At 37.6% G+C, this 26,595-nt stretch carries 22 protein-coding genes; 9 read left to right on the top strand and 13 right to left on the bottom strand.

Going from position 1 to position 26,595, the window contains the following annotated elements:
* Positions 1-285 precede the first annotated feature (285 nt).
* Together ASF92_RS08215 and accD are read right to left on the bottom strand one after the other, a co-directional pair.
* On the bottom strand, positions 286-1,833 hold the full coding sequence (locus ASF92_RS08215; protein WP_056090637.1) for a M20/M25/M40 family metallo-hydrolase: 1,548 nt from the start codon (positions 1,831-1,833) through the stop codon (positions 286-288).
* 594 nt (positions 1,834-2,427) lie between these two features.
* Complete coding sequence (gene accD / locus ASF92_RS08210) at positions 2,428-3,273, bottom strand: acetyl-CoA carboxylase, carboxyltransferase subunit beta (RefSeq protein WP_056090635.1); 846 nt, start codon at positions 3,271-3,273, stop codon at positions 2,428-2,430.
* A gap of 311 nt (positions 3,274-3,584) precedes the next feature.
* Between accD and fbaA the strand changes: the two genes are divergently transcribed.
* The 3 genes from fbaA (at position 3,585) to ASF92_RS08195 (ending at position 5,708) form a co-directional block, all read left to right on the top strand.
* Positions 3,585-4,664, top strand: a complete 1,080-nt coding sequence (gene fbaA / locus ASF92_RS08205) for a class II fructose-bisphosphate aldolase (RefSeq protein ID WP_056090632.1) — start codon at positions 3,585-3,587, stop codon at positions 4,662-4,664.
* A gap of 139 nt (positions 4,665-4,803) precedes the next feature.
* Positions 4,804-5,289, top strand: a complete 486-nt coding sequence (locus tag ASF92_RS08200; protein WP_056090629.1) for a low affinity iron permease family protein — start codon at positions 4,804-4,806, stop codon at positions 5,287-5,289.
* Positions 5,286-5,708, top strand: coding sequence for a GNAT family N-acetyltransferase (locus ASF92_RS08195; protein WP_056090626.1), 423 nt, complete (start codon positions 5,286-5,288; stop codon positions 5,706-5,708). The genes ASF92_RS08200 and ASF92_RS08195 overlap by 4 nt, the downstream gene beginning before the upstream one ends.
* Positions 5,709-5,854: 146 nt before the next feature.
* On the opposite strand, the gene ASF92_RS08190 is transcribed toward ASF92_RS08195, so the two are convergent.
* The 6 genes from ASF92_RS08190 to ASF92_RS08160 all read right to left on the bottom strand — a co-directional run bounded on the left by ASF92_RS08190 (position 5,855) and on the right by ASF92_RS08160 (position 13,773).
* A complete protein-coding gene (locus ASF92_RS08190) occupies positions 5,855-6,715 on the bottom strand; it encodes a hydroxymethylglutaryl-CoA lyase (protein ID WP_056090622.1) in 861 nt (286 codons plus the stop codon).
* 146 nt (positions 6,716-6,861) lie between these two features.
* Complete coding sequence (locus tag ASF92_RS08185; protein WP_056090619.1) at positions 6,862-8,187, bottom strand: NAD(P)/FAD-dependent oxidoreductase; 1,326 nt, start codon at positions 8,185-8,187, stop codon at positions 6,862-6,864.
* 362 nt (positions 8,188-8,549) lie between these two features.
* A complete protein-coding gene (gene secDF, locus ASF92_RS08175) occupies positions 8,550-11,534 on the bottom strand; it encodes a protein translocase subunit SecDF (RefSeq protein WP_056090613.1) in 2,985 nt (994 codons plus the stop codon).
* A 337-nt stretch (positions 11,535-11,871) separates the two neighbouring features.
* On the bottom strand, positions 11,872-12,387 hold the full coding sequence (locus ASF92_RS08170; RefSeq protein ID WP_056090610.1) for a dihydrofolate reductase: 516 nt from the start codon (positions 12,385-12,387) through the stop codon (positions 11,872-11,874).
* A 29-nt stretch (positions 12,388-12,416) separates the two neighbouring features.
* Positions 12,417-12,797, bottom strand: coding sequence for a four helix bundle protein (locus tag ASF92_RS08165; RefSeq protein WP_056090607.1), 381 nt, complete (start codon positions 12,795-12,797; stop codon positions 12,417-12,419).
* 154 nt (positions 12,798-12,951) lie between these two features.
* Positions 12,952-13,773 carry a thymidylate synthase gene (locus tag ASF92_RS08160; protein WP_056091112.1) on the bottom strand — a complete coding sequence of 274 codons (822 nt, stop codon included), beginning with the start codon at positions 13,771-13,773 and terminating at the stop codon, positions 12,952-12,954.
* Positions 13,774-13,990: 217 nt separating this feature from the next.
* Between ASF92_RS08160 and ispE the strand changes: the two genes are divergently transcribed.
* The 6 genes from ispE to ASF92_RS08125 all read left to right on the top strand — a co-directional run bounded on the left by ispE (position 13,991) and on the right by ASF92_RS08125 (position 18,827).
* Positions 13,991-14,794, top strand: coding sequence for a 4-(cytidine 5'-diphospho)-2-C-methyl-D-erythritol kinase (gene ispE / locus ASF92_RS08155; protein WP_056090604.1), 804 nt, complete (start codon positions 13,991-13,993; stop codon positions 14,792-14,794).
* A gap of 322 nt (positions 14,795-15,116) precedes the next feature.
* Positions 15,117-15,542 (top strand): OsmC family protein, encoded by a 426-nt coding sequence (locus tag ASF92_RS08145; protein ID WP_056090598.1) that lies wholly within the window; start codon positions 15,117-15,119, stop codon positions 15,540-15,542.
* A 114-nt stretch (positions 15,543-15,656) separates the two neighbouring features.
* A complete protein-coding gene (locus ASF92_RS08140; RefSeq protein WP_056090595.1) occupies positions 15,657-16,829 on the top strand; it encodes a PLP-dependent aspartate aminotransferase family protein in 1,173 nt (390 codons plus the stop codon).
* 62 nt (positions 16,830-16,891) lie between these two features.
* The gene (locus ASF92_RS08135; RefSeq protein WP_056090592.1) at positions 16,892-17,611 is read left to right on the top strand and encodes a DNA alkylation repair protein; all 720 of its coding nucleotides are present in this window, start codon (positions 16,892-16,894) and stop codon (positions 17,609-17,611) included.
* A gap of 122 nt (positions 17,612-17,733) precedes the next feature.
* Positions 17,734-18,453: a pirin family protein gene (locus ASF92_RS08130; RefSeq protein ID WP_056090590.1), complete on the top strand. Its 720-nt coding sequence runs from the start codon at positions 17,734-17,736 to the stop codon at positions 18,451-18,453.
* Positions 18,454-18,530: 77 nt separating this feature from the next.
* Positions 18,531-18,827 carry a hypothetical protein gene (locus tag ASF92_RS08125; protein WP_056091109.1) on the top strand — a complete coding sequence of 99 codons (297 nt, stop codon included), beginning with the start codon at positions 18,531-18,533 and terminating at the stop codon, positions 18,825-18,827.
* Between the two features lie 392 nt (positions 18,828-19,219).
* Here the strand turns inward: ASF92_RS08125 and ASF92_RS08120 are convergent, their stop codons facing one another.
* The 5 genes from ASF92_RS08120 to tgt form a co-directional block, all read right to left on the bottom strand.
* The gene (locus ASF92_RS08120; protein ID WP_056090587.1) at positions 19,220-19,501 is read right to left on the bottom strand and encodes a DUF1049 domain-containing protein; all 282 of its coding nucleotides are present in this window, start codon (positions 19,499-19,501) and stop codon (positions 19,220-19,222) included.
* A gap of 4 nt (positions 19,502-19,505) precedes the next feature.
* Complete coding sequence (locus ASF92_RS08115) at positions 19,506-22,244, bottom strand: hypothetical protein (RefSeq protein ID WP_231729769.1); 2,739 nt, start codon at positions 22,242-22,244, stop codon at positions 19,506-19,508.
* Positions 22,245-23,462: 1,218 nt separating this feature from the next.
* Positions 23,463-24,341 (bottom strand): DMT family transporter, encoded by an 879-nt coding sequence (locus tag ASF92_RS08110; protein ID WP_056090579.1) that lies wholly within the window; start codon positions 24,339-24,341, stop codon positions 23,463-23,465.
* A gap of 2 nt (positions 24,342-24,343) precedes the next feature.
* A complete protein-coding gene (locus tag ASF92_RS08105) occupies positions 24,344-25,447 on the bottom strand; it encodes an LptF/LptG family permease (RefSeq protein ID WP_082489494.1) in 1,104 nt (367 codons plus the stop codon).
* 1 nt (position 25,448) lies between these two features.
* Positions 25,449-26,579, bottom strand: coding sequence for a tRNA guanosine(34) transglycosylase Tgt (gene tgt / locus ASF92_RS08100; RefSeq protein ID WP_056090576.1), 1,131 nt, complete (start codon positions 26,577-26,579; stop codon positions 25,449-25,451).
* Positions 26,580-26,595: the final 16 nt, after the last annotated feature.

The following is a 26,595-nucleotide window of genomic DNA, read 5'->3' as shown; positions in this document are numbered from 1 at the left end:
AAATTTTTCAATACGGCGTAGCAATCTATTTCATTAAACTATTTGAAAAGCAATGCAGTAACCCTTTGGCTCCCAAGTCCCGCTATCGTTTAAATCTTTTTTAACTGCTGCAGCTTACTAAAAATTCGTTACTATGATGGGAAACCAGTAAATAATCTTTTGAGTTAGAGCGACAAAAAGTCCCTACATTTTAGTGGGTTTATCCTTAAGACAATAGAACTGATGCATTATTATCTCATAAAAAAGAGCACTCATTTCTGAATGCTCTTTTTATCTGTCATTTAATTATAATCCGCCTTTTCGTGTTGCTTTTCTAGCCTCTGGCCAGGTAACCTGTTTTCCTGTGCGTTCGTTTACAGGTAGATCTGTTGCTTTCTCGTTAGACGTTTTCTCAGGGTCTTCGCAGGCCATGTAAACCATAATAGCTGCTAAAATCACATTACTGCGAATTTCATCGAAAACTAATTTATCATAACTATCGCGGTTGGTGTGCCAGGTATAAGTTCCGTAATCCCAGCTCGTAGAACTTAAAGAATACCCGAGAGCACCTGCGGCTACAAAAGATGCAAAATCTGAACCTCCTGCGCCTGGCATGCCAGGAAAGTTGGTCTTGATTTGATTTTTAATGGTATCCGGTACTGCCGCCAACCAACGGGTGATGTAGTCTTTAGATTTTGCAAAGCCTTGTCCGCCGATGTTCACCACTCTACCTGTTCCATTATCCTGGTTAAACAACGCTTGAAGGTTGCCTACAATTTCAGGATGGTCTTCTACAAAAGCCCTTGAACCATTTAAGCCTTGTTCTTCACTTCCCCAATGGCCAACTAAAATTGTGCGTTTCGGATTTGGATAAAATTTCTTTAATATTCGCATCGCTTCCATCATCAAAATTGTACCCGAACCGTTATCGGTTGCGCCACTTGCAGCATCCCATGAATCGAAGTGAGCCGAAAGCATTACATATTCTTTTGGTTTCTGCTTGCCTTTAATTTCTGCAATCGTGTTAAAAGTTGGTACTAGGCCTAATTCTTTAGACTCAGATTCAATTTTTAAGGTTGGTTTGTTACCGCTTATGGCTAAACGGTAAACCAGGCCATAATCTTCTACCGATAAATCTACTGTAGGAATTTTGGTCGTATTTGCCCCAAAAACTTTATCTACTCCAAATCCTTGAGACCAATTATTGATGATGATTCCCGCTGCGCCAGCATTTTCGATAGCTAAAGCCAGGTTCTTAGCATTTAAACCTGTTTTTGCGATTCCTGCAGCCCAGGCTTTTGCAGCATCTGCTTTCTCTTTTTTATATTTTTCGAACAAATCCTTCGTTGCAAATTCTTCCCAGTTTTTTTCTGGTCGGCCAGAAATCTGGTTCATAGATATCAAAACTAATTTACCTTTTACATTCGGCAACCATTTTTGAAACGAAACAGAATCTGTAATCGCCGGTAGAACAATGGCTTCTGCATTAATCGCTTTTCCGTTAGTCGAAGGACTCCAGGCCAATTGCGTACCCTCTAAAGTTCTTAACCGTGGACTAACTAAATCGATGTGTGTAACGCCGCGTTCCCAGCCACGCCATTCGCCCCATTTTTCATTCTTTGCAAAAATGCCCCAGTCGCTGTATTTTTTAACTGCCCAATCGTTGGCTTGTTTCATTTGTGGTGAACCTACTAGCCGCGGTCCAACAACATCTAAAAGCTCATGGGCGAGTTTTTCTAATTGGGAGTTTTCGTTTACCTCTTTGACGATGTTGTCGATTACTTTTTTGTCTTGTGCAAAGGCAAAAGAGGAAGTAAATAGGAGTAAGGTTGGAAATAGTAGTTTTTTATTCATTTCAGTTCGCTTAATTGATAGGCTAATTTAAGGAATAAGGAAATGGGAGAGGTGATGTTAATGGAAATGTTGCAAGGACGGTATTATCAAACAAAATATTTTAACCACCTAAGACATTTTTAGACAATCTAAGCAGAATTCAGCTTCTACTTTTCTTGGTATTCATAGCAATCGCTATAAAAAACTTTTCTTTACCTATCTTTTTAACGCTACAACTCCCCTCATTATTTCAAGGAGGGGCTGGGGCGATATCATTAACTTAAGAAAACACAAAAAATTTGTCATCCTGAGCCTGTCGAAGGACAAGTATTTTGTGTTTTTTTTCGATTAAATGGTCGTCGACAAGCTCAGACTGACAAAATAAAGCTTAAGTTAATGACATTGGGAGGCGGGGTGGTTTAAACTACCTTCCCCAAGAACTACAAAACCCGTATTATCTAAACCTGATTGACGCGGTAGCTAACGATTTTTTTCCAATCGGTACTACAAGCAAAAAGCAGGACTGAGATAACCGATGTTATTCAAGCCCTGCTTTTCTGAAAATTTTTATAAGTTTGCAACTCCCTCTCCTTTGGAGAGGGTTGGGGTGAGGCTTTAATTATTCATCATTTTAATAAAAGCGCCTAATTTTGCTTTCATGGCTCTTCTATCTACAATAAAATCAAGGAAACCGTGCTCTAAAACGAATTCAGAAGTCTGGAATCCTTTAGGCAAGTCTTTTTTAATGGTTTCTTTAATTACCCGCGGACCGGCAAAGCCGATTAATGCGCCTGGTTCTGCAATATTAATGTCGCCAAGCATTGCGTATGATGCAGTAACGCCACCAGTTGTAGGGTCGGTAAGCAGAGAGATGTATGGGATCTTTGCCTGGCTCAATAAAGCCAGTTTTGCAGATGTTTTGGCCATTTGCATTAATGAAAATGCAGCCTCCATCATACGTGCACCGCCTGATTTTGAAATCATCAGGAACGGAATTTTATGTTTAATGCTGTAATCGATTGAACGGGCAATTTTTTCTCCCACCACAGAGCCCATAGAGCCTCCAATAAAGGCGAAATCCATGCAGGCAATCACCAAATCCTGGCCCTCAATTTTGCCAACGCCAGCGCGGATGGCATCTTTTAAGCCTGTTTTAGCCTGACTTTCTATAATTCTATCGGTATAGGGTTTATTATCGTTAAAGTTTAAAGGATCTCCTGACGTTAGGTTTGCGAAAAGTTCTTCAAACTCATTATTATCAAATAAAACTTCGAAATATTCTTTGGAACCTACTCTCAAATGGTAATCGCAGTAATGACAAACATATTTGTTTTCCTGTAATTCGGTTTGATGTAACGGTTTTTTGCAATTCGGACACTTATTCCACACGCCATCTGGTGCCTCTTTCTTCTCTTCCGTTGTGGTAATGATACCTTTATTCTCTCTCTTAAACCAAGCCATATAATTTTTTAAAGAATTGGATTGCAAAGAAACGAAAAATATAATAAAGATTAAGAATTACCAATAACCAATTGCAAAGAATGACCAAATCTCAAATTCCAATGACCAAACTATCATTATCCGTTCACTATGTTCCAAATTGATTATTGAAAATTCGGATATTTTATAAGAGTGTTTTTTTTACACTAAGCATAATGTCTTTTTTACACTAAATTGCCTTTATCTGATTGTAAGGCAAATAATTCTGTTGTTACAAAAGCATGAAATGTTATTTTTTTTTATAACTTCGGACTTAATAAAATTAACAAGAGATGAGTTTAAAAGGCTACAAAGGCGTAATTTACGGAGATGCCGTTCAAGAATTGTTTGAGCAGGCTAAAAAACATCAGTTTGCTTTACCAGCAGTTAACGTAACCGGTACAAATACGGTTAATGCGGTATTGGAAACTGCAAAGGCAGTAAATTCGCCGGTTATGATTCAATTATCTAACGGAGGTGCGCAATTCTATGCAGGTAAATCTTTAGATAATGAGAAGTTGCAGGCATGTATTTTAGGTGCTGTATCGGCAGCTAAACATGTACATTTATTGGCAGAACATTATGGTGTTGCCGTGGTTTTACATACCGACCACGCCGCAAAAAAATTGCTGCCTTGGATTGATGGCCTTTTAGAACATGGTGAAAAATTCTTCGCTGAAACCGGAAAACCGTTGTTTTCATCGCACATGTTAGACCTTTCGGAAGAGCCGATTGAAGAAAATATGGAGATTTGTGCTCAATATTTTGCCCGCATGGCGAAAATGAACATGACGATTGAAATCGAACTTGGTGTTACAGGTGGCGAAGAAGATGGTGTTGATAACAGCGATGTAGACAGCTCAAAATTATATACTCAGCCAAGTGAAGTGGCTTATGCTTATGAAGAACTAAGCAAAGTTTCTCCGCGTTTTACGGTTGCAGCGGCATTCGGTAACGTACATGGTGTATACAAACCGGGTAACGTGAAATTACAACCAGTAATTTTGAAAAACTCTCAGGATTTCGTTAAAGAGAAATTTAATTTAACTGCCGAAAAACCAATTAATTTCGTTTTCCACGGTGGCTCAGGTTCTTCTCAGGAGGAAATAAGAGAGGCAATTTCCTATGGTGCTATTAAAATGAATATTGATACCGATATGCAATGGGCATTTTGGGAGGGTATTTTAGAATATTACAAAAAGAATGAGGCTTATCTTCAGGGCCAAATCGGTAACCCTGATGGCGATGATAAACCTAACAAAAAATATTATGACCCACGTGTTTGGTTACGTAAAGGTGAAGAGACTTTCGTTAAGCGTTTAACGACTGCTTTCGAAGATTTAAACTGTATTAATGCGAACGATAAGTTATAATATCGACTGATTTTTTAGCTGAAATAAATATTCAGTCATTCAAAATCATTTATTCAATAGTTAAATAGAAGCGCCTTAAGTTGTAAAACTTATGGCGCTTTTTGGTTGTTTTATGCTATATTTAAGCAAACGAATTGTGATGACAAAATCTAAAACCGATACCAAAAAAAATAATTTTTTTGAGAAGTTTGCCAACGCTGCAACTAAATTTACAGGCAGCTCCATTGCTTTTATTTCTGCTACAGCAATTGTAATTATCTGGGCCGTTACAGGTCCGCTTTTCAACTACTCAGAGACATGGCAATTGGTCATCAACACGGGAACCACGATTATTACTTTCTTAATGGTATTTCTAATCCAGAAAGCACAGAATAAGGATGGAAAGGCCATCCAATTAAAGTTAAATGAATTGATTGCTGCGCAACAAGGTGCAAGCAACCGCATGGTTGATATTGAAGATTTAAGTGAAAAAGAATTGGACCAGTTGCATAAATTTTATGTTACGATTGCTACGCTTGCAAAAAAAGAAGCCGATATTCATTGCTCGCACTCCATCGACGTTGCGAAAGAGTTAAACGAGATTAAGTTAATAAACAATAAACATTTTAAATACGATAAACAATGAGTCTGCTAGTTCAAAAAGTCAACCACCCTGAAGATTTAGATAAGGTATTTGCTATACGTAAAATTGTGTTTGTAGACGAGCAGAATTGCCCGCCCGAACTGGAATGGGAACACGAAGACGAATCCATTCATTTTCTCGCTACACAAAATGGGCAACCTTGCGGCGCCTGCCGCTGGCGTAAAACAGATTTAGGTTATAAATTAGAACGTTTTGCTGTATTGAAGGATTTTAGAGGTCAAGGTGTTGGTCGCGCTTTAATTGCAGAGGCACTTTCTGATTTACCCGAAGACGCTCATTATATCTACTTAAACTCCCAGTTGGATGCCATGAGCTTATATGCAAAATTTGGTTTCGTAGCAGAGGGAGAACAGTTTGAAGAAGCAGGAATACAGCATTTTAAAATGGTAAAGAAAATATAATAATCTAATTATATGTCATTGCGAGGCACCGGTTGTTAATATCGTCATTTCGACTGAAGCGCAGCGAAATGGAGAAATCTTTTGATATAGATTTCTCGACTGCGTTTCACTCCGCTCGAAATGACGACCTCGGGAGTTAAAGGAACTCACCCAAATATTTTTCCTGACAAAACCATCGCCTCATTCCACTTTTCCATATTGAGATTTAGCTTTTCTCCTTTGGATGTTAAAAAGCTAAATACAGCTTCTGTGGCGATGTTACCCGTTAAATCGTCAGCTGCCATTGGGCAGCCACCAAAACCTTTTAATGCTGAATCTATTCTCTTAACACCGCAATCATAAGCTGCTTCTATTTTTTCAAGTCGATCGGTAGGCGTGGAGTGCAGGTGTATTCCAATTTCTGTACTGCCAAATTTAGAAATCAGTTTTGGGAGAATTGCTGTTATTTTGTGGGGGGTAGAAACACCAACGGTATCGGCAAGCGATAAGACTTTAACGCCTTTATTCACTAAAATATCAGCCCATTTTTCAACAATTTCATAGTTCCATTCATCACCATAAGGGTTACCGAAACCCATCGATAAATAAACAACAGCAGTTTTATTGCTTTTAACACAGAGTGAAAGCATTTCTTCAACTGTGTTTAAGGATTGCGATATGCTGGAATTTGTATTACGCTGCTGGAACGTCTCCGAAATTGAAAATGGAAAACCCAGATAACTTATTTGCTCGTGATTTATAGCGTCTTCTACGCCTCTTATATTAGCAACAATTGCTAACAGTTTAGTAGAACTTGTAGTCAAATCCAACCTGCTTAAAACTTCAGCTGTATCTGCCATTTGGGGGATGGCTCTTGGCGAAACGAAACTTCCAAAATCCAGTGTATCAAAACCGACCTGAAGTAATAAATTCAAATATTCTGCCTTTAATTCAGTCGGAACGAAATCATGTAAGCCTTGCATGGCATCACGTGGGCATTCGATTAATTTGAATTTGTTTGGGTTCATGTTTTCTTATTACTTAACCGAAATTGCGTAAAGTTTTTTGCAAAGAAAAGAAGCAAGGTTAAAAACTTTTAGGTTAGATTCAAGTTTCCTTTAATTACCGATTACCGATTACCGATTACCGATTACCGATTACCGATTACCATTGCCTAATGAACTTCCTTCACGCTCTGAACTTCTGCCCGATAATCGACACTTCTGTCTTTTGCAAAAGTTCTGATAATCAAACGTGTTCCTCTGTCATAACTGAAATAGCTCCAGAGCCAGTTAATGAAAACGATGATTTTGTTTCGGAAACCTACCAGGGTCATTAAGTGAACAAACATCCAGGTAAACCAGGCAAATATGCCCTGGAAATGGATTTTGCCAATATCTACAACGGCTTTATTTCGTCCAACAGTGGCCATAGAGCCCTTGTCGAAGTATTTAAATTTTTCTAAAGGCCTATTGTTTTTAATATTGATTAGGTTTTTAGCTAAATGATGACCTTGTTGAATGGCCGCTGGTGCGACTCCCGGATGGCCGTTCGGTGTATCTGCATCGATTATCGCTGCGACATCCCCAATTGCATAGATATTCTGGTAACCAACAACTAAGTTTTGAGTGTCTGTTTTTAGCCTGCCGCCACGAACAACTTCAGCTTTATCTAAGCCAGGTAACACCTCTCCCTTAACACCAGCACTCCAAATCACTGTAGAGCTCAAAATCGGTGCTTTATCCTGCAAGGAAAGGGTAAGTCCGTCATAACCCAGCACTCTTGTTTCATTCATTACCTGAACACCCATTCTAATCAAAAATTCTTTCGACTTTTTTTGTGCCTGCGGCGACATAGGGCCAAGTAGTTCAGGGGAGTTTTCAATTAAATAAATGTTAATCTTGCTTAGATCCATTTCAGGATAATCGTTCGGAATAACGTGTTTTTTAAGCTCTGATATTGCTCCAGCAGTTTCCACGCCGGTTGGCCCTCCGCCAACTACAACGAAGTTTAACAATGCACTCTTCTTATTTAAGTCTTTTTCAATTAGCGATTTTTCGAAATTTTGTAAAATTAAACTTCTTAAATCCAAAGCCTCAGGAATTGATTTCATTGGCATAGAGTTCGCCTCAATTTCCTTGTTGCCAAAAAAGTTACTGGTTGAACCTGTGGCAATAACCAGATAATCATAACGCACTTTACCGATATCAGTAATCAGGCAATTTTCAGCCGCATTGACCTGTGTTACCTTGGTAACCCTGAAAACCAGGTTATCCTGACCTTTAAATATCTTGCGCAGAGGGAAAGCAATTGAATCAGCCTCTAAACCACCGGTAGCAACCTGATATAGTAAGGGCTGGAAAGTATGATAGTTATGTTTATCTAACATAACGACTTGAAAAGGTTTATTTTTTAATCGTTTAGCTAGTTCAATTCCGCCAAATCCACCACCAACGATAACTACTCTTGGGTATTCACTTATGGGAAGTTGTAAATCCATTTTTAATGCTTTATCTGTTACTAATCTAACAAAAAGATAGCCAAAAGGTTTAGAAAATGGAGTTTGGAAACCGTTTCTTATTGCTAGTATTCAGATATAACGTTGAGATGACTGAAAGGATCTCTATAGCCTCAGCCTGTGAAAGTTTGTGATTTATTTTAATTTTGGAATTCCTATCCGGAAGAGAGGGATACAAAGAATGTTGGTTCGAACCTCTAGGTTTAAAGTACTGAACATTAGAACCCTCTCTTTTGGAGAGGGCAGCTACGAAATTCGCCATGCTTCTTCCTTTCAAGGGGTGAGGCAAAAAAAAACGCCTTCACGATTTATCGGGAAGGCGTTCAATATTTAAGAATCTATTTCTAGTTTTTCTTTTCAGCAGAGCTACCCAAATCGATTACGATAGGCGTAGAGATGCATAATGATGAGTACGTACCAATGATACGACCAATTAATAATGCGAAGATGAATCCGCGGATGCTATCGCCACCAAAGATGAAGATAACCAATAATACAAAGAACACGGTTAACGACGTCAAAATTGTACGACTTAATGTACTGTTTAGTGCGAAGTTGATTAATTGATTACGTTCTTCGCCATGTAAATCATCTTTACCGGCTTCTTTTAATTTCTCACGGATACGGTCGAATACAACTACGGTCTCCGTCATGGTGTAACCCATTACGGTTAAAATCGCTGCGATAAAATCCTGACCAATTTCTAATGAGAAAGGCATTAGGCCATCTAAAATTGTATAGAATGATAATACCATCAAAACATCATGGAATAATGCGATAACCGCACCCAATCCATATTGCCATTTTTTGAATCGGATAACGATATAGATAAACATGAATAAACATGAAATCAATACCGCGTAGAATGCACCATTCACAATATCACTGGCAATAATTGGCGTTACTTTTTGCGAGCTTACAATTTCATATTTAGAACCTGATAAGCCTTTATTTAAAGCATCTTCTACTACTTTATCTGTTTTAGGATCCTGATCTTCAATATGAAAAGTAGTTGTAATTTTTACCTGGCTATCTTCGCCAGCAGTTTTAACCTCAGGCGTTTCATTTCCGAAAACCGGATTTAGTTTTGTTTTTAAATCCTCCGTATTAACCGCTTTATCGAAGTGAACTAAATAAGTTCTACCACCTTTGAAATCGACACCTAAGTTTAAACCACCATTTTTAAAGTACATTCCAATACCTGCAACAATAATAATTGTAGAGATTACATAGTAGATTTTACGGCGGCCAACGAAGTTGAAAGCTAAGTTTTTGAATGCGTTACGAGTAAAGTTATTATCGAAACTAACCTCAACCTTACGGTTTAATAATGAATCGAACACAACTCTTGAAATCGCAACAGCAGCAAACAATGAAGACAGAATACCAATACACAATGTTGTTGCAAAACCTTGCACCGGACCACTTCCGAAAACGTAAAGGATAGCACCTAAAATGAATAAGGTAACGTTTGAGTCAATGATTGATGGCATTGCATGTTTAAATCCTTCTTTAATCGCAGCAGCAGTATTCTTACCGAGAGCAAGTTCCTCACGAACACGTTCGAAGATTAAGATGTTTGCATCAACCGATAAACCGATGGTTAAAACTATACCAGCAATACCAGGTAATGTTAATACAGCACCTAAGGAAACAAGAATACCAATAATGAAGAATAAGTTTAATAATAAGGCGAAGTTAGCAACCCAACCGGCACGGTGATAATACAATGCCATGAAGATTAAGATTACAATAAATGCAATTACGAAGGAGATTAAACCATCGTGAATGGCCTGTGCACCTAAAGTAGGACCAACAACGAAGCTGCCTGCGATACGAGCAGGAGCAGGTAATTTACCGGCTTTTAAAATGTTCGATAAATCTTTAGTATCCTCTTGAGTGAAGTTTCCTGAGATAGAAGAAACACCGTTAGGAATTTCGTTCTGAACAGTAGGAGCAGAGTAAACCTGATTATCTAATACAATTGCAATCGATTTTTTATTTTGTGGATCTGCAGAAGCTTCAGCAGTAATTTTTTTCCATTTCGCAGCACCTTCGCTGGTCATGTACATCGTTACTTCCGGTTTGCCTTTTTGGTCAAAATCATTACGTGAATCACTAACTGCGTCTCCACCTAAATCCGGTTTGCCATCAGCACTAACCACTTTAATTGCGTAAAGTTCAAATACTTTAGAACCTTCCATAGGTTTAACACTCCACATAAACTTCATTGTAGAAGGAATGGCAGCAGCAACCTCCGGCATTCTAAAATATGAATTTACTTTAGCGGTATCTTTTTGTGCAACCCAACCAACAATTGGTCCTGGGCGCAGCGAAGGCTGACCATTTTCTGCCTGGTAGGTTGGAACACTTAATATTGAAAATAATGGGTTTGACTTCGCAATTTCTGCTTTAGCAGCAGTAGAATCTTTTTTACCTAAACCAGCAAGTTTTCCGCCCTTTGTTGTGTCGGTCGCGGCTTTTTCCAAACCAGCTAATTTACCGCCAGCCGCAGAAGCAGCAGTTGTATCTTTAGTATCAGCAGCAGCTTTAGTATCTTTTAATGTCGATGCTAAGGTTTTGTTAATGTTTTCAAGTAAGGAAACAACTTCCTGTACCTGATACACTTGCCAGAACTGTAATTCTGCCGAACCCTGTAATAATTTATATACACGCTCTTTATCCTGAATACCCGGCATCTCAATTAAGATGCGGTTACTTCCAGGTTGTTTTTGCATGTTCGGACTCACAACACCAAAACCGTCAATACGAGAACGTAAGATTGTAAAGGAACGATCGATTGCGCTTTCAGCTTCTTTCGATAAGAAAGCCTGAACTTCGTTGTTGGTCGCGTTCGGTTTTAATTGGGATGCGTTATCCTGATTAGAGAAGTAATCTGCAAGTTTTACACCAGGACTTAATTTTTCGAATTCATCAACAAATAATTTGATGTAATCTTTACCGCCGGCATTTAACTGGGTTTGTGCATTTTGCAATGCTTTGTTAAAGTTAGCGTCAGTTGTATTATCTGCTAATGATTTAACTAATTCCGATAACGATATCTCCATCGTTACGTTGATACCACCTTTTAAGTCAAGACCTAAATTGATTTCCTTTGATTTAACTGACTGATAAGTGAAACCCAAAACCGGGTAAACTTTTTCAGTGCTCATCGAATCTAAATAAGCCTTCTCTTTGGCTAAATCACCTTTCGCATAGTTTTTTGCGTCTTTTTCCACCTTAGATGCGACCAAAGTAAAAGAAAGTGCATACGCACAAACGATAGCTAATACTATCGCTATAAACTTAATAAAACCTTTTCCTTGCATTGTTTGTTTAAAATAATTTGTCTTTCGCTGTTTTTTAACAAGTCGGCAAATCTAATTAAATTTTTAAATTATAGAACCCCTTAATTGATAATTTATTAAGATTAATTTTTAATACAAAGAAATCTGTGTTTTTTAATCATTAACCGCAAAGTGTGCACAGAAAAAAGGCGCAAAGTGCACAAAGCGGATTTGGAACAAATTGCGAATAGGGGCATAGGGTACAAGCCAGATGATGATTTAATTTTCAGTTAAGCCAGCAGCAGTTAATGCTTTTAAAAGCCTTTGCGCAATTTGCGAAAAACTTAGTGATCTTTGCGGTTAAAATTATAGATAAAAACTAACTACCTTTTCGTTTAAGTACCTCAAAAGTATAATCATACTTATTCTTTTCATCCGCCTTGTGAGACTCAGAACTTATGGTTTCCCATTCGCTTCTATCAATTTCAGGAAAGAATGTATCCGCATCGAAAGCATGATGAATCGTGGTTAAATATAATGTATTCGTTTTCGGTAAAGCCTGGCGGTAAATTTCTGCACCACCCACGATGAAAACCGGCTTTTCTTCATCCCGGGTAATATTCAAAGCCTCATCCAAACTATTTACGACTTCAACACCATCGATATTTAACGCGCTGTCTCTTGTAATCACAATGTTTCTGCGGTTTGGTAATGGCCTGCCAACAGAATCAAATGTTTTGCGGCCCATTATAACGGTATGGCCAGAAGTAGTTTGTTTAAAAAACTTCAAATCAGCAGGCATGTGCCATAAAAGCTGGTTGTTTTTACCGATGGCGAAGTTTTCGCCAACTGCTACGGCAATGCAAAGCGAAGGGCTTTTTAGTTCATTTGTCATTAGTTCATTTGTTCATCGGGTTCATCCGTTTATGATTTTGTGCCAGACGAGCCCTTTCCAATATATTTTAAATAAGCATTAAGCTTGATGTGTACTATTTCAAGCTTGTTGAAAAGTTGGGTGTAAATTTCATCGCTAACTAAACCTCTATGCCGCATTTTTCTCAAAAAAGACTTAGTTTCCAAAATTGAACCTCTGCTGTAGTAACAGAAATTTTTATTCTCCTTAAAATGAAGACGTCCATAACCCTCAGCTATGTTTGCACTAATTGAATCTGCAGCTCTGCAAATTTGTTTCCCTACAGTATCTTTAGCGAAAAAATCCCATTGCGTGGTAATATCCCAAATTTCATTTGACAAATCTTCAGCAAGCATATAAACTTCTAAATCTTCAATGCGATTATAACTCATAATTAGTTTGTTTACAGAATAATTACAAGGGATGAATTTAGAATAGAGATTTAGCCAATAAATGCTTAGCCTAATGATACAAATGAATTATATGTCGGTGTCCACATGTTGTCGTTTGGTCTAATGATACCAATGAACAAATGAAACTAATGAACTATATTGCAACAACTCCTTTAATATGTGGATGCGCCTCGTAATTCTCCAACGTGAAATCCTCGAATTTAAAATCGAAAATGCTCTTCACTTCAGGATTGATTTTCATTGTTGGCAGTGGCTTTGGTTCTCTGCTTAATTGTAGATGCGCTTGCTCAATATGGTTGTTATATAAATGTGCATCACCTAAAGTATGTACGAAATCGCCAGCTTGTAAATCACAAACCTGTGCAACCATCATCGTTAATAGAGCATAGGATGCGATATTAAATGGGACACCCAGAAAAATATCAGCACTGCGTTGATATAATTGCAGACTAAGTGTGCCTTTTGTTTCCCCCTTCAGGGGATTAGGCGGGGCAACGTAAAATTGAAAAAATGCGTGGCAAGGTGGCAAAGCCATATTTTCAATCTCTGCCACATTCCATGCTGAAACGATAATTCTGCGGGAATCAGGGTTATTTTTTATGGTATTGATAATATTGGTAATCTGATCGATGTGTTGTCCATCAGGCCTTGGCCAGCTTCTCCATTGCGAACCATAAACCGGGCCAAGGTTTCCATCTTCATCAGCCCATTCATCCCAGATACGAACGCCATTATCTTTAAGGTATTTAATATTGGTGTCGCCAGTTAAAAACCAGATTAATTCATGTATGATAGATTTTAAATGCAGTTTTTTGGTGGTAACCATGGGAAAGCCGTCCTGCAGGTTAAAACGCATTTGATAGCCAAAAACGCTGATGGTTCCTGTTCCCGTGCGGTCGTGTTTTTGTGCTCCGTTATCCAGCACATGCTGCATTAAATCTAAATATTGTTTCATAAACCCCAAACCCATAAAGGGCTTCCAAATATTAAATAATTAATTAACTACAAATATGTAAAAAATCTTATTCCCGAAATTTTTTAGTTTTCTACATTAACGGATTTTTAAACAAGCCTGACTTTTGTATGTTTGCGAAGTGTTGTAACGATTGAAAAGAAAATCTTGATAGCCAATAAATCTTGATACTTGATACTTAATACTCGATACTAAATAAATGTTATCCTTTCCAAACGCAAAAATAAACCTTGGTTTAAATATTACTGAAAAACGAAATGACGGTTACCACAACCTCGAAACTGTTTTTTATCCGGTTAATATAAAAGATTCGGTGGAAATTACTGATGCAGAATTTACGTCCTGTAAAATTCATGGCATCGATATCCCTGGTGATGCAAACGATAATTTGTGTGTAAAGGCTTACAATTTAGTTAAACATGATTTTGATATTCCGGCGCAGCAGATTAATCTATTGAAAAATATTCCCGTGGGCGCTGGTTTAGGAGGAGGGTCCGCAGACTGCGCTTTTCTAATTAAGCTGTTGAACGATAAATTCGATTTAGGCCTATCAATAAGGCAAATGGAAGATTATGCCCGTCAGTTGGGTGCCGACTGTGCTTTCTTCATTGAAAATAGACCTGTTTTTGCCTTTAACAAAGGCGATGAGTTTGAAAAGTGTGAAGTTGACTTGTCAGCCTGGTTTAAAGTTTTGGTAAAACCACCTGCACACGTCAGTACGGCCGATGCATATGCTTTAGTAAAAGCTAAAAAGCCTTTGCAATCCTTAAAAGAAATCATACATTTGTCGCCAACAACATGGAAAAATAAGGTTATCAACGACTTCGAGCCCTCGGTATTCGCAAAGTATCCCCAAATTCATCAAATAAAAACCAGTTTATACGACGCTGGCGCAGCATTCGCTTTAATGAGTGGTAGCGGTTCGTCGGTATTTGCAATTTTTAACGAGCCCGTTAAACTGCCTGAACTGGAGAAAAACAATTTAGTTTATTATAATATTTAACAAGAGCTGAAAGTTAAAGCAGAAAGACCAAGCGAAATGCGTCTTGATACTTGCTACTAACAGAATGAATATAATTAAACAAGAGCTGAAAGTTAAAAGCAGAAAGACCAAAGCGAAATGCGTCTTGATACTTGATACTAACAGAATGAATATAATTAAACAAGAGCTGAAAGTTAAAAGCAGAAAGACCAAAGCGAAATGCATCTTGATACTTGATACTAACAGAATGAATATAATTAAACAAAAGCTGAAAGTTAAAAGCAGAAAGACCAAAAGCGAAATGCATCTTGATACTTGATACTAAATACTTGATACTAACAAAATGAATATAAATCTCATCCGCAAAAGCGGAAAATTTAATTTCGAGGCAGAAAATGAGACTGGTTTTACTGTTGAATTGGATGCGAAAGCCGCAATTGGCGGGGAAGGCAAAGGATTCAGGCCAATGGAAATGCTTTTGGTCGGTCTGGGTGGTTGTAGTGGGATCGATATGGTGAATGTGTTGACTAAACAAAAGGAACCGCTTGATGATGTTAAAATAGCGATTAATGCCACACGAAAAGACGAAGAAATGCCACCAATTTTCGATGAAATTGATATTCATTTCGATTTATACGGCGATCTAAGCCAGGCAAAAGTTGAACGCGCCTTAGCCATGACTTTCGATAAATATTGCTCCGTGTCGAACATCTTAGGACGTTCTGCTAAAATTAATTTTACTTACAAAATAAATAGTATCAAGATTTAGGAGTAGCAAGTATTTAGTATCAAGTATCAAGTCGAAAAGGCGAAAATGCGGGATGCAAAATATACTCCATGCAAAATCTTGATACTTAATACTCAAATCTTGATACTAACAAAAATGAAATCTGATAACTTTGAAACCATAGCGATACGCACTCAAACCGAACGTAGCTCACATAAAGAACATTCTGCTCCAATTTATTTAACTTCAAGCTATAAGTTCGATGACGCTGAAGAAATGCGGGCTTTGTTTGCTAACGAAAAGGAAGGGAATGTTTACAGTCGTTATTCAAACCCGAATACATCTGAATTTATAGAAAAAATGTGTCTTTTGGAGGGTGCTGAAGATGGTTTTGCTACTGCTACAGGCATGGCAGCAATTTTTACAACCTTTGGAGCTTTCTTAAAGTCAGGTGATCATATCGTTTCAAGTCGTTCGGTTTTTGGGTCGACACATCAGTTATTAACCAATGTTTTCTCAAAATGGGGTGTAACTTTTGATTACGCAGATTTAGATAAACCGGAAAATTGGGAGGGTTTAATTAAACCAAACACCAAAATGATTTTCGTTGAAACCCCATCTAACCCTGGTATTGATATCATTGATTTGGCTTTTCTGGGCGATTTGGCAAAAAAACACAATCAACTTTTGGTGGTAGATAACTGTTTTGCAACACCATACCTGCAACAACCGATTAAGTTGGGTGCACATCTTTCGATCCACTCCGCTACAAAATATATCGACGGACAAGGTCGAGTGCTGGGCGGTATAGTTTTAGGAACAAAAGAGCTAATTGCCGATGTGGTCGCATTCGCCCGTCACAGCGGACCGGCATTGTCGCCCTTTAACGCCTGGATTTTATCGAAAAGTTTAGAAACATTAGCCGTACGTATGGATCGCCATTGCGAAAGTGCTTTGAAAGTAGCTGAGTATTTAGAGAAGCATCCAAAAATTAAGTTGGTTAAATACCCTTTCCTGCCATCACACCCGCAGTATGAAATTGCTAAAAAGCAAATGAAGCAGGGTGGTGGTATTGTTACCATCGTTGTTGAGGGCGGTGTGGAAGGTGCCCGTGAGTTTATGGATGGCTTGAAAATGTTCTCCATTTCTGCAAACCTTGCCGATACACGTTCCATCGCGACACATCCTGCAACAAGCACGCATAGCAAGCTAACTGAAGAAGAACGTAATATTGTAGGTATAGAGCAAGGTTCTATCCGTTTATCGATTGGTTTGGAGCACATCAATGATATTTTAGCAGATATCGAACAGGCGTTGGAAACCCTCTAGTCCCTATACGGGGAACTACAGGCAAGGTGGAAAGCGATTGTCTATTAAATGTTTAATATGAAATGAACGCCACAAATTCAAAGTCTGCCTTAGGGGATTCAGGAACAATAGATTTCATTCTTTCCGAATTGCAATCCGTTAGCGAGCCTGAATATTTAAAAAAGATGGCTCATTTTGGAATCGATGTTTCAAAGGCTTACGGCATTCGCGTACCCAACATTCGTAAACTGGCAAAGCAAATGGGCAAGAACCAGGAGCTTTCTTTATTGCTTTGGGAAACAGGTTTTCATGAGGCAAGGTTACTGGCAACCTTTATTGGCGATTATAAACTCATTACCGAATCGCAGGTAAATCAATGGACAAAGGATTTTACTTCCTGGGATACGTGTGACCAAGCTTGCGTAAATCTTTTCGTTAAAACGCCTTATTTTAAATTGAAAGTTTTGGAATTTACAAAGGCGGAAGAAGAATTTGTGAAACGCGCAGGCTTTGTTTTAATGGCTGCGGCTGCTGTTCATCTCAGTAAAGAACCTGATGAAACTTTTCTGAGCTTCTTGCCAATCATAGAAAGAGAGGCTTACGATAATCGGAATTTCGTTAAAAAAGCAGTCAATTGGGCGTTAAGACAAATTGGTAAAAGAAATGCTTTTCTACATCAACATGCTATTAATACAGCAAATAATATTCTCGCCCAACAAAATAAAAAAGCAAACTGGATAGCTTTAGATGCATTAAGAGAACTTAATAGCGATGCAGTACTTTCAAAACACAAACTCACATAGCATTTAAGCTCCGTTATCCTGAAATCCTCTAATCCTTGAAAATCCTGGTATTACTTACCCTACATCAATGCACAGCTTTAAAACCTGCAGTAAATTTGTATCATAAATAAGAAAGGAAATTTATGTCACAGTTTATTTTGCACAAAGAAAATACCAGAGGCCATGCAAATCATGGTTGGTTAAATGCACACCACTCATTCAGTTTTGCAAACTATTACAATCCTGAAAGAATGCACTTTGGGGTTTTGCGGGTTTTAAATGACGACTTGATTGATGGAGGAATGGGTTTTGGTACTCATCCTCATGATAATATGGAAATCATTACGATTCCATTAGCCGGGGCCATTGCACACAAAGATAGCATGGGAAATTCGGCCGTGATTAAAAGTGGAGAAATCCAGGTTATGAGTGCTGGTACAGGTGTTAGTCACAGCGAATACAATGCCTTAGCAGATGAGCAATTAAATTTATTGCAGATTTGGTTATTCCCCAACAAGAAAAATGTTACGCCGCGTTACGACCAACAAACTCTAGACGTTCAGGCTATGTACAACAACTTTCAGCAGATTTTATCACCGAACGAGGATGATGCTGGCGTTTGGATTCATCAGGATGCCTGGTTTTCATTAGGTAATTTTGATGAAGGCTTTGAAGCTGAATACAAAATTAAAAAAGCTGGGAACGGCGTTTATGCCTTTGTAATTAACGGAGAAGTTACCATTGATGGGCAAACTTTAAACAAAAGAGATGGTTTGGGTATTTGGGATACCGATAGCGTTAGCTTCAAGGCAAATTCTGCTGATGCACGAGTTTTGTTAATGGATGTTCCAATGGAATTTTAAATATTGTTGAAGGTTACGGGTTTTTTGCTGATGAGCTAAATTCGTAACCTTTACTTTTAATGTTAAATATAAATATTATGCAAACTACCATACTATATATCGGCAGAGATGCAGAAATTACCGTCGTAATGAACCGCCTGCTTAATGCCCGACCGGAGTGGAAAGGTGTTTGTGTCTGTACGGATGAAGAGGCAATTTCGATTTTAAAGACGCAGGATGTTGATTTGATTCTTTTAGGTAATGGTATTAGCCCTGAGTGTGAGAATGCGCTTAGAGAGGACGTAAATGCGTTGAAGCCAGGGATTAAAATTGTTCAGCATTATGGCGGTGGAAGTGGATTGCTTTATGGGGAAATTATGGGTGCCCTGGACTAGGATTTCTAAGATAGTAGGATTTCAGAATTTTTTGTTTAGCTGAATGTAATTAATATAATTTTACTTATCATGCTTAGACGACCTTAATCCTAAATCATGTAATCCTCTTAATCCTGGTTTTTGTTAGAGCCTAAAAAAGAATGAACCTTCATTGCACAGCCTATAATTCGACCAGTTAAATCGCCACATTTCATTTTGGTAGAATTAAATTTTACTGTTCAGAAATGGGGATAATCTAATATCTATTAAATTTCAATCTATTGCAATTGTTGTAAAAATATTTTTAAAATAAAAAATCCTGAACTCTTGGATTTTATAATTTTGGATCCTGCTAGCTAAATTTGATAAATCACTACCAATCCTAAAATCAGTTAATTCTTAAAATCTTGGTTCTAGTTAATGTAGTCTCTGTCTTCATCGGATAATTCCTTTTTGTTCGAAATTGGTTGAGTTCTTTCAATCTCACTATCGTAGCTGCTGACTGTCTTTCTAGGTCTGCCTACAACAAAACCGATAATGAAACCGATCAGCACACATACGCCTATTACGAGGAGCTTGGATACAAGAACATCATTTACGACGATAAAATTGAATGGTACTTCATCGCTGTTTAAAAAGAGAAATGCTGTTAATAATGCCGTTAGGATAATGATGAAGATGGTTTTTCCGCTCATGGGGTTAAAAGCTATAATTAAATGAAAATTCTAATATCGGGTTTTGATTGTAAATCTTATTAACAAATACCAACCTCGCTCCAACATCTACAACAGGTTGATACCTCAAAATGTTTAAACTACTGTTCAATTCTATGCCGAAAGTTTTCGGCTGGCCGATATTGGTGTCTACGCCGATATTTTCGTAATGACAAAATAAACCAGTCCTGAAATTGCGCACATAAGCCAATGAGCTTAGCTCCCAATCGGGAAAGGCGAATGGGAAACGATAATTAAAAAGCATGCTGTTTTGTAGTTTGCTTTTCGCGAGGATATTGTTGTAGCCGTAAACGGTTGCAATTTCTGTAGCATATTGATTTACACCGCTTGCTTTTTGATAATTGAAACTCGCCAGAAAAGAATGGTTTTTCGCTAAGCCTGGGAAATAGAAGAAACTCTCCAAAGCCATAATTTCACCACCCAGGTTTTTATCAAAGGGCTGGTGGTTGTAAGTCGCCCTGAAAATTTGTGCCCATCTTGGAGCGATATCTCTTTCCGTAATCCGTACATTGTGGTTGAACGTAAAATTATACTCCATCGGGAATTTCAACTCCCGAACAAAGTTGGCTGGCATGTTTTCAGGTATGTATCGTTGCGTAAAACTGGTGGCTGCGTTTAGTGTAAAAGCATAGTTTTGGTTTCGGGCGTTAAATGATAAGGGCAGCGATGCGTTAAGTTTGATGTAGTGCTCACGCCAATCGCCCTGCTGTGTCGCGTTTTTAGCTCGATAGAACGTTCTTTTCGGTCTGTCGCGATATAGAACGCTTAAAATCGGGTAAAGCCCCTTATAACTAATATCTGCGGTATATTCAAAACGCTTTAAATCTCTATGGTATTTTGTGCCCGCATAAAAATCCATAGTGTTCAGCAAATTGCTGGACTGCAGTTCAAGGCCGAAAACATATTCATTGTCGATTACGGGAATTATGCTATGAAAACTAAAAAGATTTAAACCTTGTCGAAAGCGCTTCGGTCGGTATGTGCTGTCCGGAATATTTTCAAAAATATTGCCAACATTTTCTTGCTTTTCGGCTGCTGAAGAAAAATCTATAAAAGTGTTTTCGCCAATTGGTTTTTCAATAATCGCTTTCTCTGCGATTTCGTACCCATTGATTTTATAATCGTTGAAAATAATTTTTCCATCCTCGGTTTGGGTTGCATTAAAAGCGCCATATTTTGAGCTGCTCAATGCACTGATTTTTTTGGTAGTGATGTCAATACTGTAAATATTATCGATGCCGTTGAAGTGGGCATTGAAAACAATTTTGTCATCTATAAAAATCGGTCTGCTTAACTGCTGTCTGCTATTCGAAATGAGTTGCGTTTTTTTTCCGCCGTTCAGCAACCACAAACTTTTTCCTTTCTCGCTCACCCCGATGTATGTGATCTGATTTCCGGTTTTATCGAAGCTAGGTGTTTGCAAAATTTCGTTTTCGGGGTTGGGATGTGACTTCAAAATTTTACCTGACAAGGCATCAATTTCCACGAGATTAAATTGATTGTTAAGTTCAACTTTTGCAGCCACGATTTTCGCCCCATCTTCTGAAAGGCTCGGGGAGAAGAGCCGACTCTTACTACTTAGCTTTTTAAATTTTTTAGTCTTCAGATTATAGCTGCAAATTACACTATAACTGCGTTGCTTATACCTCGGGTCGTAACGAATTTCGTCCCAAACCAAAACGTCATTTTTGTAATTAAACCATGGCTGCTCCTGGTAACCAATTCCAAATAATTTTTGTTCTGTTTTGTCTTCTTTTATAATGACAAAAAAACGGGCGTCCTGCTTACTTTCTTTCAGTGTTAAAATCTGACTTTTGCTTAAGCGAACGGGGAGAAAATAATTGGTTGCCAATGTCGCTTTTTTATTCAGACTTTCATAATTTTCAGGTTGAATTTTTTCTCCTTGTGCTGTCCATTTTTCTGCTAATTTTTCCTGGGTGGAGCGGAAATATTTTTTTGTGTTTTCTCCTGTGAACTTTTTCAGACTTTGTGAAAATGGATAAAGTCTAATCGGCCTTCTTCTGATGTCGCCAAGCAGACTGTCGGAAATAAATTGTCCGTATTTTTCTTTCATATCGGCAACCATTAAATAGCCCGTTTGATAGTAGCCGGGAGTTGCATCTTTGTTCGACCCAAAATAGGCTTTGCTGTAAGAGAATTTTCTGCCCTCCAAAATTGAGGTTCGAAAAGGCATGATCCATTTTGGCTGCCGACCACGACCAGACTCGGTTAAGGCTGTCTCGTTCACGACGGCATCTCCTTCAAAAAACCAGGTGGGTATGCCTGCTCCGAAATAAGCGAAATGAACCAATTCGGGAAATGGCTGTGCTCGGGTTCCTGTCAATTTGTCAAATTGCGCGATGTGCCTAAGCTCATGAACAGCCAGATTATTTAGCCAATCTTGACTATCAAAAAATTGTGGCGGTGTTGCGTAGAATTCTGACTTCTTTGGACCTAGTTGGACAAAACCATTTGCAATGGTTCCGCGGTTCTGTAATAGGAGCGGAATGGAGGTATTTGATTGCCTTAAACCCGAGCCAACTTTAGGATAAATAAAGGGCAGGGTATTAGCCATTCTTTGAGCATCTTTTTCCAATTCTTGTGGGTAGATGATTTTGAAGCCTCCAGCCTGAATGTAATCCCATCTTACACTAAGTGGGTTCTGTGCGGAGCTGAAAATCTGCCCAAAAACCGATAGTGACATAAAACTTGATATAGATATGGTTAAATACTTGAAAAACAGTAATTTTTTGCTATAATCTGATGTCATTTAAGTTTAATGCTAAAATATTTAGTTTTTTATAAAAATTAACTGTTGTTCGATGTGTAATTATAATTAATATAAAATATTATAAATAATTGATTTTTAGAATCATATTGATTATGTTTAATGTAGTCAAGAGTGTGAAATTATATATTTTGGTTTGAAATGTTTATTGATAATGGATGAATTTATTGCGTTTATGAAAGCTGTCTTATAAAGTGCTTAATTTACACTATTTAATCGAAAATCTTAATCGAAATTATGGAAAATAAATAATTCTGTACGCTTTTTCATCGGATGGATACTTGTAAATATTTCAGTCTAAACGGATATTCCTGATCGAAAATGCTTTAGATTCTCTTAATTTTTAATCAAGTATTTAGCTAAATTTTTCCACGGATTTCTGGCATAGTAAACTTGAATTCCTACTATATTTTCGGCTGCATCTTTTCGATGATTGCAATTGCTGAGAAGAGATTGTGAAAACAATCTTTCAAAAAAGAAATAATACCCTACTTGGTTATTGATGACAAAATGTCTTATTTCGTTTGAACTTGTTACAGTTCTTTCTATTCAATGTTTAATTGCTCGTGTAGGCTTTCTTCACGGAAGGTAGAACTTAATATCAATTTATGGATGGAAGTTTAACTTTTTTCAAATGGTTAGTTGTAAGAAGGTGTTAAATAGTGATGCGATTTTTAAAGCTGGAAAAGGTTTCTAGCTTAAGATTTCTATATATTCCAGTCAAAAAAGGTCATTTCTTTGCCTAAAATCCCGGTGATAATAGCCCTAGAATCGAATAAACGACTAACAAAATAAAATTCAGATAAATTATGGAAATTAATATTAAGTCGCAAAAAACCGGCTTTATCATTGTTTTAAGAAGGTTTTGTGTTTTTTTACTTAATTGTGCATAAAAATTTATTTGCGATCAGCAATTGGAATTGAGGCAATATATTCAAGTTCTATCATTCCCAAATTCGAGTTTTTGAAGGTCGGAAGTGAACTAATAAGCGTGTATTTACGCAGCTTTAGAGACTAATAGTCATTCAAATTATCCATATAATACTGGTGATTTTTATGTCTCAGCAACACAGCGTGATACTAACTTATCGACGTTGTGGAGGCATAAAAAAAACGACAGAGTTCTCCTGCTTTTTAAAGGCAATTTTTTCTGTTTTTGTAAATCGGATAAAGAAAAACTGATGCTAAAATTACAGCCGATCCGATGTAAAACCCGCCCGTCATTTGCTCCTTGTCTTTGAAGAAAATGTAGGCTAAAAAGATGCCGTAAACTGGTTCTAAATTTGTAACTAAAGCCGTCCGGAATGCTGATAAAGTTCTCATTACGGATACGCCTGCAACGTATGCTATCGAGGTGCATAAAGTTCCTAAAATAGCGATATAAAACCAGTCTTTGGAACCCAAATTGAAAGGCATATTTAATAATGAACCATCATACAATCGATATAATGTTATCCAGAAAAATCCGCCAACCAGCTCATAAAATCCGATTATCGAAGGCTCACTTTTTTGGACAAATGTAGAATTGATTGTAGAGAAAAGACTTGAAGCTACTGCTGCTAACAAACCGAAAATGATACCCAAAGTATACTGGGTTTCGAACTTAAAAATCATATATATCCCAGCAATAATTAATAATCCAATTAATATATCTCCAATAAAAATCGCTTGTTTTTTTATCAGGGGTTCTAGTATTGCGGTAAATAATGTAAACGATGATAGGCAAACCAGGGTTACAGAAACTGTAGAAACTTTAATGGCATGAAAGAAAAATATCCAATGAATGGCAACTAATCCACCAGTTAAAAAGAACTGGATAAATTGCTTTTTGGTAATTTTAATATTCTTTTTGGTCAGGATAAACCACGCGAAAAGCGTAATGCTGGCAATTAAAACGCGGTACCAAACCATGGGTACGGCATCGATAGAAATTACTTTACCAAGTACTCCGGTAAAGCCCCAAACGAAGACGGTAAGATGGAGAATTAACAGATTTTTTTTAGTAGCGTCCATTATTATTTAGGAGCACGTTTAAGCAAATAAAACCCTAAAAGCCCAAAGACTATTGTTGGAGACAAAACTGCTATAAACGGCGGTAAACCTCCCTTAGTTGAAAACATTTGTGTGAATTGATTAAATACGATGTAAGCAAAGCTAATGAAGATACCTATCCCTAATGATACACCAACGCCGCCACGTACTTTTCTTGAAGAAAGCGCAACGCCAATCAATGTTAAAACAAAGGCAGATAAGGGGTGGATATATCGTTTATACTGCTCAAACATTAAATCGTTCATAATTCCGGTTCCTCGTACTTTTTCCTTCCTGATTTTTTCTGCTAATTCTTTTGTAGATAAATTTTGAACAACATTATCGTAGGCCGAAAAATCATCCGGACGTATATCTAAAATGGTATCTTTTAGTTTGCCGCTGCCGTAAATCATAGTTTCTTTCAAACCATCTATTTTTCTTATGGAATAGTTGCTCAACTGCCATTTACGTTTCGTAGAATCCCATTTAATGTTATCAGCAATTATCTTTTTTTTCAGCACATCGCCCTCAAAATTATCGAGTGAAAACCGGTATCCGTAATTGGTTTTATTATCGAAACTTTGAATATAGATGTATGTTTTATTATCCAGTTTCATGTGGATATTAGATTTTGTGGAAGGGTCGTTTCGTTTAACGTAAGTATTCTCGAAACTGTTTTTCAGCGTATTGGTGTAAGGAAGTATGTATAAATTCGAGACCAGGTTTGCTGAAAATATGATACTTGCGGAGATAAAATAGGGCCAAAGGAAACGGTTAAAACTTACGCCTCCACTTAAAATAGGGACAATTTCGGTTTGGTCGGCCATTTTTGCAGTGAAGAAAATTACTGCAATAAAGTTAATCAGAGGCGAAAGCATGTTGATGTAAAAAGGAATTGAACCGGCATAATATTTTGTAATTACACCCCAAAGGCTTAATCCGCTTTTCAAAAAATCATCGAGTTTTTCCGACAAATCGAATACGATTATAATAATCACGAAAATCGCCAGGGTATAAAAAAAGGTTCCCAGGTACTTACCGATTATATACCGATCGATGATTTTTATATTGCCTTTAATTAAATTCATTTTATAGCTTGTTACCCAAAACCTTAACCATTTGGTTTTTCCATTCGTAAAATTCGCCGTTAATAATTTTTTCTCTGGCTTCTTTAACCAGCCAAAGATAAAAGTGTAAGTTATGCAGGGTCGCAATTTGTGCGCCAAGCATCTCTTTACTATGAACTAAGTGGCGTAAATATGCTTTGCTCGTAACTAAATCTACATGTAAGTCGCTATCAGCTTCTATAGGAGAGAAATCGTTTTCCCATTTCTTGTTTCTGATATTTATAATGCCATTTTTCGTAAATAACATGCCATTTCTGGCGTTTCGTGTAGGCATTACACAGTCAAACATATCCACTCCGAGCGCTATATTTTCTAAAATATTGATTGGTGTACCCACACCCATTAAGTAACGCGGTTTTTCATAAGGTAATATATCACAAACAATTTCCGTCATGGCGTACATTTCTTCGGCAGGTTCTCCAACAGATAAACCGCCGATGGCATTACCCTCGCGGCCCATGCTGGCAATAAATTCTGCTGATTTTATCCTTAAATCTTTATATACAGAACCCTGAACAATAGGGAATAAGGTTTGTTCAAAACCATATTTCGGTTCGGTATTGTCGAAGTGGGTACAGCAGCGCTTTAACCAACGATGTGTCATCTTAATCGATTCTGCAGCATAAGTATAATCGCATGGATAGGGCGTGCATTCATCAAAAGCCATAATAATATCTGCTCCGATTGTTCGCTGTATATTCATTGCATATTCCGGGGTAAACAAATGTTTAGAACCATCTATGTGCGAGTTAAAGGTAACCCCTTCTTCTTTAATTTTCCGAACTTTACTTAATGAATATACCTGATAACCACCACTATCGGTTAGAATTGGCCTGTCCCAGCCAATAAATTTATGTAAACCTCCAGCTTTTTCTAAAATTTCTAATCCTGGCCTTAAGTAAAGATGGTAAGTATTCCCTAGAATAATCTGTGCATTAATATCCTGCTCAAGCTCACGCTGGTGAACCGCTTTCACAGTGCCTGCAGTTCCAACAGGCATAAAAATAGGTGTTTGTATATCGCCGTGGGCTGTTGTAACCGTTCCGGCCCTGGCTTTTGACAGCGGATCGTTAGCCTGTAAAGTAAATTTCATATGGTGTGTTTCTCGT

It is taken from the genome of Pedobacter sp. Leaf176 (genome assembly GCF_001424305.1).
Lineage (GTDB): Bacteria > Bacteroidota > Bacteroidia > Sphingobacteriales > Sphingobacteriaceae > Pedobacter.
Note: the sequence above shows the minus strand (reverse complement) of the source record. Positions and strands in the feature narration are given on the sequence as shown.

Bases quoted from the DNA above. Each gene is read 5' to 3' on its own strand.
- ASF92_RS08215 (WP_056090637.1), bottom strand. From the start codon at position 1,833: ATGAATAAAAAACTACTATTTCCAACCTTACTCCTATTTACTTCCTCT.
- accD (WP_056090635.1), bottom strand. From the start codon at position 3,273: ATGGCTTGGTTTAAGAGAGAGAATAAAGGTATCATTACCACAACGGAA.
- fbaA (WP_056090632.1), top strand. From the start codon at position 3,585: ATGAGTTTAAAAGGCTACAAAGGCGTAATTTACGGAGATGCCGTTCAA.
- ASF92_RS08200 (WP_056090629.1), top strand. From the start codon at position 4,804: ATGACAAAATCTAAAACCGATACCAAAAAAAATAATTTTTTTGAGAAG.
- ASF92_RS08195 (WP_056090626.1), top strand. From the start codon at position 5,286: ATGAGTCTGCTAGTTCAAAAAGTCAACCACCCTGAAGATTTAGATAAG.
- ASF92_RS08190 (WP_056090622.1), bottom strand. From the start codon at position 6,715: ATGAACCCAAACAAATTCAAATTAATCGAATGCCCACGTGATGCCATG.
- ASF92_RS08185 (WP_056090619.1), bottom strand. From the start codon at position 8,187: ATGGATTTACAACTTCCCATAAGTGAATACCCAAGAGTAGTTATCGTT.
- secDF (WP_056090613.1), bottom strand. From the start codon at position 11,534: ATGCAAGGAAAAGGTTTTATTAAGTTTATAGCGATAGTATTAGCTATC.
- ASF92_RS08170 (WP_056090610.1), bottom strand. From the start codon at position 12,387: ATGACAAATGAACTAAAAAGCCCTTCGCTTTGCATTGCCGTAGCAGTT.
- ASF92_RS08165 (WP_056090607.1), bottom strand. From the start codon at position 12,797: ATGAGTTATAATCGCATTGAAGATTTAGAAGTTTATATGCTTGCTGAA.
- ASF92_RS08160 (WP_056091112.1), bottom strand. From the start codon at position 13,773: ATGAAACAATATTTAGATTTAATGCAGCATGTGCTGGATAACGGAGCA.
- ispE (WP_056090604.1), top strand. From the start codon at position 13,991: ATGTTATCCTTTCCAAACGCAAAAATAAACCTTGGTTTAAATATTACT.
- ASF92_RS08145 (WP_056090598.1), top strand. From the start codon at position 15,117: ATGAATATAAATCTCATCCGCAAAAGCGGAAAATTTAATTTCGAGGCA.
- ASF92_RS08140 (WP_056090595.1), top strand. From the start codon at position 15,657: ATGAAATCTGATAACTTTGAAACCATAGCGATACGCACTCAAACCGAA.
- ASF92_RS08135 (WP_056090592.1), top strand. From the start codon at position 16,892: ATGAACGCCACAAATTCAAAGTCTGCCTTAGGGGATTCAGGAACAATA.
- ASF92_RS08130 (WP_056090590.1), top strand. From the start codon at position 17,734: ATGTCACAGTTTATTTTGCACAAAGAAAATACCAGAGGCCATGCAAAT.
- ASF92_RS08125 (WP_056091109.1), top strand. From the start codon at position 18,531: ATGCAAACTACCATACTATATATCGGCAGAGATGCAGAAATTACCGTC.
- ASF92_RS08120 (WP_056090587.1), bottom strand. From the start codon at position 19,501: ATGAGCGGAAAAACCATCTTCATCATTATCCTAACGGCATTATTAACA.
- ASF92_RS08115 (WP_231729769.1), bottom strand. From the start codon at position 22,244: ATGTCACTATCGGTTTTTGGGCAGATTTTCAGCTCCGCACAGAACCCA.
- ASF92_RS08110 (WP_056090579.1), bottom strand. From the start codon at position 24,341: ATGGACGCTACTAAAAAAAATCTGTTAATTCTCCATCTTACCGTCTTC.
- ASF92_RS08105 (WP_082489494.1), bottom strand. From the start codon at position 25,447: ATGAATTTAATTAAAGGCAATATAAAAATCATCGATCGGTATATAATC.
- tgt (WP_056090576.1), bottom strand. From the start codon at position 26,579: ATGAAATTTACTTTACAGGCTAACGATCCGCTGTCAAAAGCCAGGGCC.